Source organism: Micromonospora humi, assembly GCF_900090105.1.
GTDB lineage: Bacteria > Actinomycetota > Actinomycetes > Mycobacteriales > Micromonosporaceae > Micromonospora > Micromonospora humi.
This window is the reverse complement of record NZ_FMDM01000034.1, coordinates 1-7,075: the sequence shown is the minus strand read 5'-3', so window position 1 is coordinate 7,075 and position 7,075 is coordinate 1. Positions and strand designations below refer to the sequence as shown.

Below are 7,075 nucleotides of genomic sequence, written 5' to 3'. Positions count from 1 at the left end.
CCCCCGGTGGCGGGCGGGGCGGCGGCCGGGCGGTGGCCGGGACGAGGCCCCCCGGTGGCGGGCGGGGCGGCGGCCGGGCGGTGGCCGGGACGAGGTCCCCCGGTGGCGGGTGGGGCGGCAGGTGGGGGCAGGGCGAGGAAGGGCCAGCCGGAGCGCCGGGAGCCGGCGGGTGGCGGGGCGGAGTAGTCGGCCATGGTGTGCCTCAGCGCCGGGCGGCGCCGGAGTTGCGGCGGGAGGCGGCCACGCCGAGCCCGGCACCGACCACGGTCAGCGCCAGCCCGACCGGCACCAGCAGGCCGCCGAGACCGGGGCCGGCGGTGCCGCCGAAGCCGGTGGCCGGGCCGCGGCTCGGGAAGTGGCTGGGCGGGTGGCTCGGCGGCCGGGTGGGCGGCGACCGCTTCACCACCTGGAGCATGGTGGAGGCGGTCTCCCCGGCCGGACATTCCAGCTTGACCCGGTAGTTGCCCGGCCGGGTGCGCTCGTTGACCATCGGCGAGGCGGTGAGCAGGCCCCGTTGCGGCTGCACCTGGATCCGGCCGAAGGCGTCGGAGGCCACGATCGCCGGCACCGAGTTGTTACGGCAACTGGCCCGGATGCCGACCAGGAAGCCCGGCTCCACCGTGCTCGGGGTGACCTCCACGAAGATCACATCTCCGGCGGGCTGCTCCTCCGGCCCCGGTATCGACACCGGCTCGGCGGCGCGCGGCGAGGCCTGGACGGCCGCCGCGCCGAGCAGCGGGGCGGCACACGCGGCAAGCGCGGCAAGCAGCGCCGCACGTCCCCTGACTGACCCCATGACCCCTCCCGGCGTACGGGATGAATCCTCTCACCCCCGGCCGCACCTCACATCCGATCGGCGCGTCGGTCGCGTAGGCTCGGGTCGCTGTGACCACCACCGACGTCCCCACCACCCGCATCCGCACCTTCCATCCGCGACGCGGGCGGATGAGCGACCGGCAGCGCGACGCGCTGACCCGGCTCTGGCCCGCGTACGGCCTGGAGATCGCCGCCCTCGACGGGCCGTGCGATCCGACGGCGCTGTTCGGACGGCGGGCGCCGCTGGTGCTGGAGATCGGCTCCGGCATGGGCGACGCCACCGCCGCCATGGCGGCGGCCGACCCGAGCCGACACTATCTGGCGGTCGAGGTGCACACGCCGGGAATCGCCAACCTGCTGGAGCTGGTGGAACGGCACCGGCTGGACAACGTGCGGGTCGCCGAGGGCGACGCGTTGGACCTGGTGCGGGCCATGCCGGAGGGCTGCCTGGACGCGGTGCACGTCTACTTCCCGGACCCGTGGCCGAAGACCCGCCACCACAAGCGGCGGATCATCCAGCCCGCGCACGTGGCGTTGCTGCGCTCCCGGCTGGCCCCGGGCGGCACGCTGCACTGTGCCACCGACTGGGCCGAGTACGCGGAGTCGATGCGGGTCACGCTGACCGCCGACCCGGAGCTGGTGGACGTGCACGGCGGCTACGCGCCGCGCCCGGCGCACCGGCCGGTGACCAAGTTCGAGCGGCGCGCGGTCACCGCGGGCCGGGAGGTCTTCGACCTGATCCACCGGCGGCGCTGAACCCGGTTGGCGCGCCGTGGTGTGATCCAGGCACGATGGGAGCCGCCATGACTCTCACCGCCGCGCTGCCGAAGACCGCCGACCCCGACACCCTCTACGACGCGTTCGCCTCCTGGGCGTCCGAGCGCGGTCTCGACCTCTATCCGCACCAGGAGGAGGCGGTCATCGAGATCGTCTCCGGCGCGAACGTGATCATGAATACGCCGACCGGCTCCGGCAAGAGCCTGGTGGCGATCGCGGCCCACTTCGCCGCGCTCGCCGACGACCGGACCAGCTTCTACACCGCGCCGATCAAGGCGCTGGTGTCGGAGAAGTTCTTCGCGCTCTGCGAGGTCTTCGGCGCGGAGAACGTCGGCATGCTCACCGGTGACGCCAGCGTCAACGCGGACGCCCCGATCATCTGCTGCACCGCCGAGATCCTGGCCAACCTGGCGCTGCGGGAGGGCCGCCGGGCCGACGTCGGCCAGGTGGTCATGGACGAGTTCCACTTCTACGCCGAGCCGGACCGCGGCTGGGCCTGGCAGGTGCCGATCATCGAGCTGCCGCAGGCCCAGTTCGTGCTGATGTCCGCCACGCTCGGCGACACCACCCGCTTCGTCGACGACCTGGCCCGGCGCACCGGGCGGCCGACCGCCGTCGTCCGCTCGGCCGAGCGGCCGGTCCCGCTCCTCTTCTCGTACGCCACCACGCCGCTGCACGAGACCCTGGAAGAGCTGCTGGAGACCAAGCAGGCCCCGGTGTACGTGGTGCACTTCACCCAGGCCGCCGCGCTGGAACGGGCGCAGGCGCTGATGAGCGTGAACGTGTGCACCCGCGCCGAGAAGGACATGATCGCCCAGGCGATCGGCAACTTCCGGTTCACCTCCGGCTTCGGCAAGACGCTGTCCCGGCTGGTCCGGCACGGCATCGGCGTGCACCACGCCGGCATGCTCCCGAAGTACCGCCGGCTGGTGGAGACGCTCGCCCAGGCCGGCCTACTCAAGGTCATCTGCGGCACCGACACGCTCGGCGTCGGCATCAACGTGCCGATCCGCACCGTGCTCTTCACCGGCCTGAGCAAGTACGACGGCATCCGCACCCGGCTGCTCAAGGCCCGCGAGTTCCACCAGATCGCCGGCCGGGCCGGGCGGGCCGGGTTCGACACCATCGGCCGGGTCGTGGTGCAGGCCCCCGAACACGTGATCGAGAACGAGAAGGCGCTCGCCAAGGCCGGCGACGACCCGAAGAAGCGCCGCAAGGTGGTCAAGAAGAAGCCGCCGGAGGGCTCCATCGGCTGGGGCGAGCCGACGTTCCAGCGCCTGGTCGAGGCGGAACCGGAGCCGCTCACCTCCAGCTTCCAGGTCAGCCACTCGATGCTGCTCAACGTGATCGGCCGCCCCGGCGACGCGTTCGCCTCGATGCGGCACCTGCTCACCGACAACCACGAGGACCCGGCCGCCCAGCGCCGGCACATCCGCCGGGCCATCGCCATCTACCGGGCGCTGCGCGCCGGCGGCGTCGTCGAGGAACTGCCCGAGCCGGACGAGACCGGCCGGCGGGTGCGCCTCACCGTCGACCTCCAGCTCGACTTCGCGCTCAACCAGCCGCTGTCGCCGCTCGCGCTGGCCGCCATCGAGCTGCTCGACCGGGAGTCCCCGTCGTACGCGCTCGACGTGCTCAGCGTGATCGAGGCGATCCTGGACAACCCCCGGCAGATCCTCTCCGCGCAACAGTTCAAGGCGCGCGGCGAGGCGGTCGCCGCGATGAAGGCCGAGGGCATCGAGTACGAGGCACGCCTGGAACTGCTCGACGAGGTGACCTGGCCGAAGCCGCTCGCCGAGCTGCTCACCGGCGCGTACGAGATGTACCGGCAGGGCCACCCGTGGGTCGCCGACCACGAGCTGGCCCCGAAGTCCGTGGTCCGGGACATGTACGAGCGGGCCATGACCTTCCCGGAGTACGTCCAGTTCTACGGGCTGTCCCGCTCCGAGGGCCTGGTGCTGCGCTATCTCGCCGACGCGTACAAGACGCTGCGGCAGACCGTGCCGGAGGACGCCAAGACCGAGGAACTGGTCGACCTCATCGAGTGGCTGGGCGAACTGGTCCGCCAGGTCGACTCCAGCCTGATCGACGAGTGGGAGCGGCTGCGCAACCCGTCGGACGTGGCCGAGGTCGCCGCCTCGCTGGACGACCGGCCGCCGGCGGTCACCCGCAACACCCGGGCGTTCCGGGTGCTGGTGCGCAACGCGCTGTTCCGCCGCGTCGAGCTGGCCGCGCTGCGCCGCTGGGACCTGCTCGGCGAGCTGGACGCCGGGGACGGCTGGCACGCCGACGCGTGGGCCGACGCGCTGGAGCCGTACTTCGACGCGTACGACTCGATCGGGGTGGGGCCGGACGCGCGCGGGCCGGCGCTGCTGATGATCGAGCAGGGGCGGGAGCGGTGGACCGTACGCCAGATCCTGGACGACCCGGACGGCGACCACGACTGGGGCATCAGCGCCGAGGTGGACCTGGCCGCCTCGGACGAGGTGGGCGCGGCGGTCGTCCGGGTCACCGACGTCGGCCAGCTCTGATCTGATCCGCCGACACCGCGGGGGCGGGACCGGTCCGGTCCCGCCCCCGCGGTGTCACGCGGTCGGTCAGTCGCGCGGGGCCTGGAAAGCCAGGCGCCGGCGACGGAACACGACGAACAGCACCGCGCCGATCGCGAGCACGGCGGCGCCGGTGCCGGCCAGGGCCGCGGCCGGCGCGCCGGTGACCGGCAGGCCGCCGCCGGAACCGCCGTCGCCGCCGCCCGCGCCACCGTCACCGGTGGTGATGACGATGCGGGCGGTGTTGTTCTCCGGCTTCGTCTCGGTGGAGGACGTCGCGCCGTTGACCACGATGGTGCCGTCGGTCCCCGGCGTCGACTTGATCTTCACTCGGACGCTGGCCTTGATCCGGCCGTAGCCCGAGGCGACGCTCGGGAACTCGCTCTCGAAGTTGCAGCGCAGCTTCGCCGACTCCGGCAGCGTGTTGCCGGGCTGGCCGTCGGTGTAGCACCACTCGTTGGGCAGCAGCACCGTGCCGCTCGGCGCGGTGATGATCACGCCGGGGCCACCGCCGTCGGACGGACCGTTGTTGACCACCTCGTAGCCGAGCTCGACGGTCTGCCCGACGGCGCCCTTGACGGGCGGCGCGGTGACGGCGACGTCGAGGGTGTTCTTCTTGCTCCAGAAGTGGAAGTCGGCGTAGTTGTCCGACTCGTCGAGCTCGCGCTCCACGACGGCCCGCTTGGCCAGGCCCGCGCGAACCGCCTTGGCGTGCAGCTTCCCGGCGGCGGCGGCGAACGACGGGCCGGAGCCCTTGGTCGACGCGACCTTCTTCGCCACCTGCGCCTCGCCGGCCAGGGCGGTGCTGAAGGACGCCCAGTTCTCGTCCGGGCCGGCCAGGTTGCGGCCGAAGGTGATGTTGAACAGCGACGTGCCGGCTTCCTCGTCGAAGAGCAGCAGGCCCTCGCCCGGCTTGAGGGTCAGCGGCACCGTGCAGGTGACCTGGCTCGGGCCGTAGACGTAGGGCAGGCCCACGTTCTTCGGGTAGTAGTTGACGTAGGTGCAGTCGCTGTAGCGCTCGACGAAGGTCGCGCCGGTGGGCAGGTCGACCCGGATCGTGAAGTCGGTCGCCGGGCTGTCGCCCTCGTTGAGGACGCCGCTGCGCAGCGGGACGCGGTCACCCTCGCCGACCGGGTGAGCCTTGTCGTTGAGGTCGTCGGCGGCGGCGACCAGGTCGGGGCCGGACGCGACGATCGTGACCGGGAAGGTGGTCGTGTCGTCGCCGGGGTTGGCGTCGTCCTGGGCACCGGCGATGGTCACGCTGACCGAACCGGCGTCACCGGGGGTGGCGCCCGTGCGGCTGGCCAGCGACAGCGGGTAGACGGTGTCGACCTGGCCGGCGGCCAGCCGGCCGACGGTGCAGGTGACCTTCTTCCCGGCGAGCTTGCAGGTGTCGTCCCAGTCGGACACCGAGGGGACGACGTCGGACGAGAGCTTGCTCAGGTCGAGCGTGACGGTCACCCCCGTCGCGTCGGCCTGACCGTAGTTGTACACGTACATGCCGATCGTGGTGCCGCTGTTGTCGATCTCCGCGACGGGATCGCGGTCGAAGGAGACGGACAGGTCGGGCAGCTCGTCGGCGGCGTGCGCCGGGGCCGACGGGGCGAAGAGCGCGGTCGTCGCCAGCAGCGCCGCGCCGGCGGCGAGGCGGGGCCAGCGGGCCGTGAGGGATCTCATGGTTGCTCCGGAAGAGAGGGATGGAAGATCGCACTCTAATTCAAGATCAGAAATGCGGGTGTCCCTCGGGGTCCGGCCTTCCTCAACCGTTCGGGCAATTCGGCGACGACGACACCGCCTCCCTCATGCGGTGCGGTCGGGCGGGGTGAGGTCGTCGGCGTCGACGACGGCGGACCGCCCGTCGTCGAAGGTCACCGACGCGCGTCCGTCCGGACGGGCCTGCGCGGTGCCGGCCCGCCCGTCGCGGGTGTGCACCTGCGCCCGGCGGGGCTCGGCCGGTGCGTCCGAGAACCGGGCCGGGACGGCCGGGATCGGCTCGGCACCGGTCGGCGCGAACCCGCTGATCTTCACGATGCTCCGGCCGGCGAACGACACGTAGAGCGCCGGGTCGGCCGGGTCGGAGATCGGGTCGTACCAGCAGTTCGCCGGCCGGCCCCGCAACGCGCCGGTGTCGAGCAGGCGCGTCCACGTCGTACCGTCGGCGGTGGTGAACGCGCCGGCCAGGCCGACGGCGAAGCGGCGGCCCGGGTCGGCCGGGTCGAACTGCATGTCGTTGAGGATGCCGCCGTAGTGGTCGCCCTGGCCGTCGGCGTCCTCGCCCCGGTCGACCTCGATCCGGCCGCCGCAGGTGAGCATCCGTTCCAGGTCGGCGTCGACCTGCCAGGTCGCGCCGCCGTCGTCGGAGCGCCGCACGTGGTCGCTGTCGAGCAGGTAGAGCAGGCTCGGCCGGTACGGGTCGACGAAGAACCGGCGGGCCTGCCCGGCGCCCCCGCCGGGGACGAGCTGCTGCCAGGCGGGCATCCCCTCGGTCCACTTCCACAACCGGAGGGCGGCGTCGCCGCCGACATGGAACACCGTGCGGTCGTGCCCGCCGGAGGCCTGCACGACGCCGACGGTCGGGTCCGGCAGGAACGGTCCCTGCTGGGTGAACGGCCCGCTCGGGCCGGCGCCGAAGCCGGGGATGACGAAGAGCGGGCGGGGCACGAACGTGCCGTCGCCCCTGTTGACCGCGACGAGGACGCCGGCCTCGCCGAACCCGACGAGGTCGGCGTGCCCGGCGCTGGTCACGTCCGCGACCAGGCGCGGGTGCCGCTCGACCCGCCAGTCACCGGCGGCGTGGCCGAAGTCGTCCAGTGCCGGCACCGGCGTGAACGCGAACGAGCCGTCACCCTGGCTGCGGGCGGTGTAGACGCCGGCGTCGCCGAAGGCCACGATGTCGGCCTTGCCGTCCCCGGTCAGGTCCGCCAGGAACCGGG

General features: G+C 73.0%; 5 protein-coding genes. 2 read left to right on the top strand and 3 right to left on the bottom strand.

Going from position 1 to position 7,075, the window contains the following annotated elements:
- Positions 1-202 precede the first annotated feature (202 nt).
- Positions 203-796 (bottom strand): hypothetical protein, encoded by a 594-nt coding sequence (locus GA0070213_RS30960; RefSeq protein ID WP_091072769.1) that lies wholly within the window; start codon positions 794-796, stop codon positions 203-205.
- 89 nt (positions 797-885) lie between these two features.
- On the opposite strand from GA0070213_RS30960, the gene trmB reads away from it, so the two are divergent.
- Positions 886-1,572 carry a tRNA (guanosine(46)-N7)-methyltransferase TrmB gene (gene trmB, locus GA0070213_RS30955; RefSeq protein WP_091072766.1) on the top strand — a complete coding sequence of 229 codons (687 nt, stop codon included), beginning with the start codon at positions 886-888 and terminating at the stop codon, positions 1,570-1,572.
- Positions 1,573-1,619: 47 nt separating this feature from the next.
- Positions 1,620-4,124 (top strand): DEAD/DEAH box helicase, encoded by a 2,505-nt coding sequence (locus tag GA0070213_RS30950; protein WP_091072763.1) that lies wholly within the window; start codon positions 1,620-1,622, stop codon positions 4,122-4,124.
- 66 nt (positions 4,125-4,190) lie between these two features.
- On the opposite strand, the gene GA0070213_RS30945 is transcribed toward GA0070213_RS30950, so the two are convergent.
- Positions 4,191-5,819, bottom strand: a complete 1,629-nt coding sequence (locus GA0070213_RS30945) for a COG1361 family protein (RefSeq protein WP_091072759.1) — start codon at positions 5,817-5,819, stop codon at positions 4,191-4,193.
- Positions 5,820-5,942: 123 nt separating this feature from the next.
- A partial coding sequence (locus GA0070213_RS30940) for an FG-GAP repeat domain-containing protein (protein WP_139128762.1) occupies positions 5,943-7,075 on the bottom strand: 1,133 nt, incomplete at its 5' end.

What these genes read in the sequence shown, in the direction of transcription:
- GA0070213_RS30960 (WP_091072769.1), bottom strand. Translation starts at nt 796, where the DNA reads ATGGGGTCAGTCAGGGGACGTGCGGCGCTGCTTGCCGCGCTTGCCGCG.
- GA0070213_RS30950 (WP_091072763.1), top strand. Translation starts at nt 1,620, where the DNA reads ATGACTCTCACCGCCGCGCTGCCGAAGACCGCCGACCCCGACACCCTC.
- GA0070213_RS30945 (WP_091072759.1), bottom strand. Translation starts at nt 5,819, where the DNA reads ATGAGATCCCTCACGGCCCGCTGGCCCCGCCTCGCCGCCGGCGCGGCG.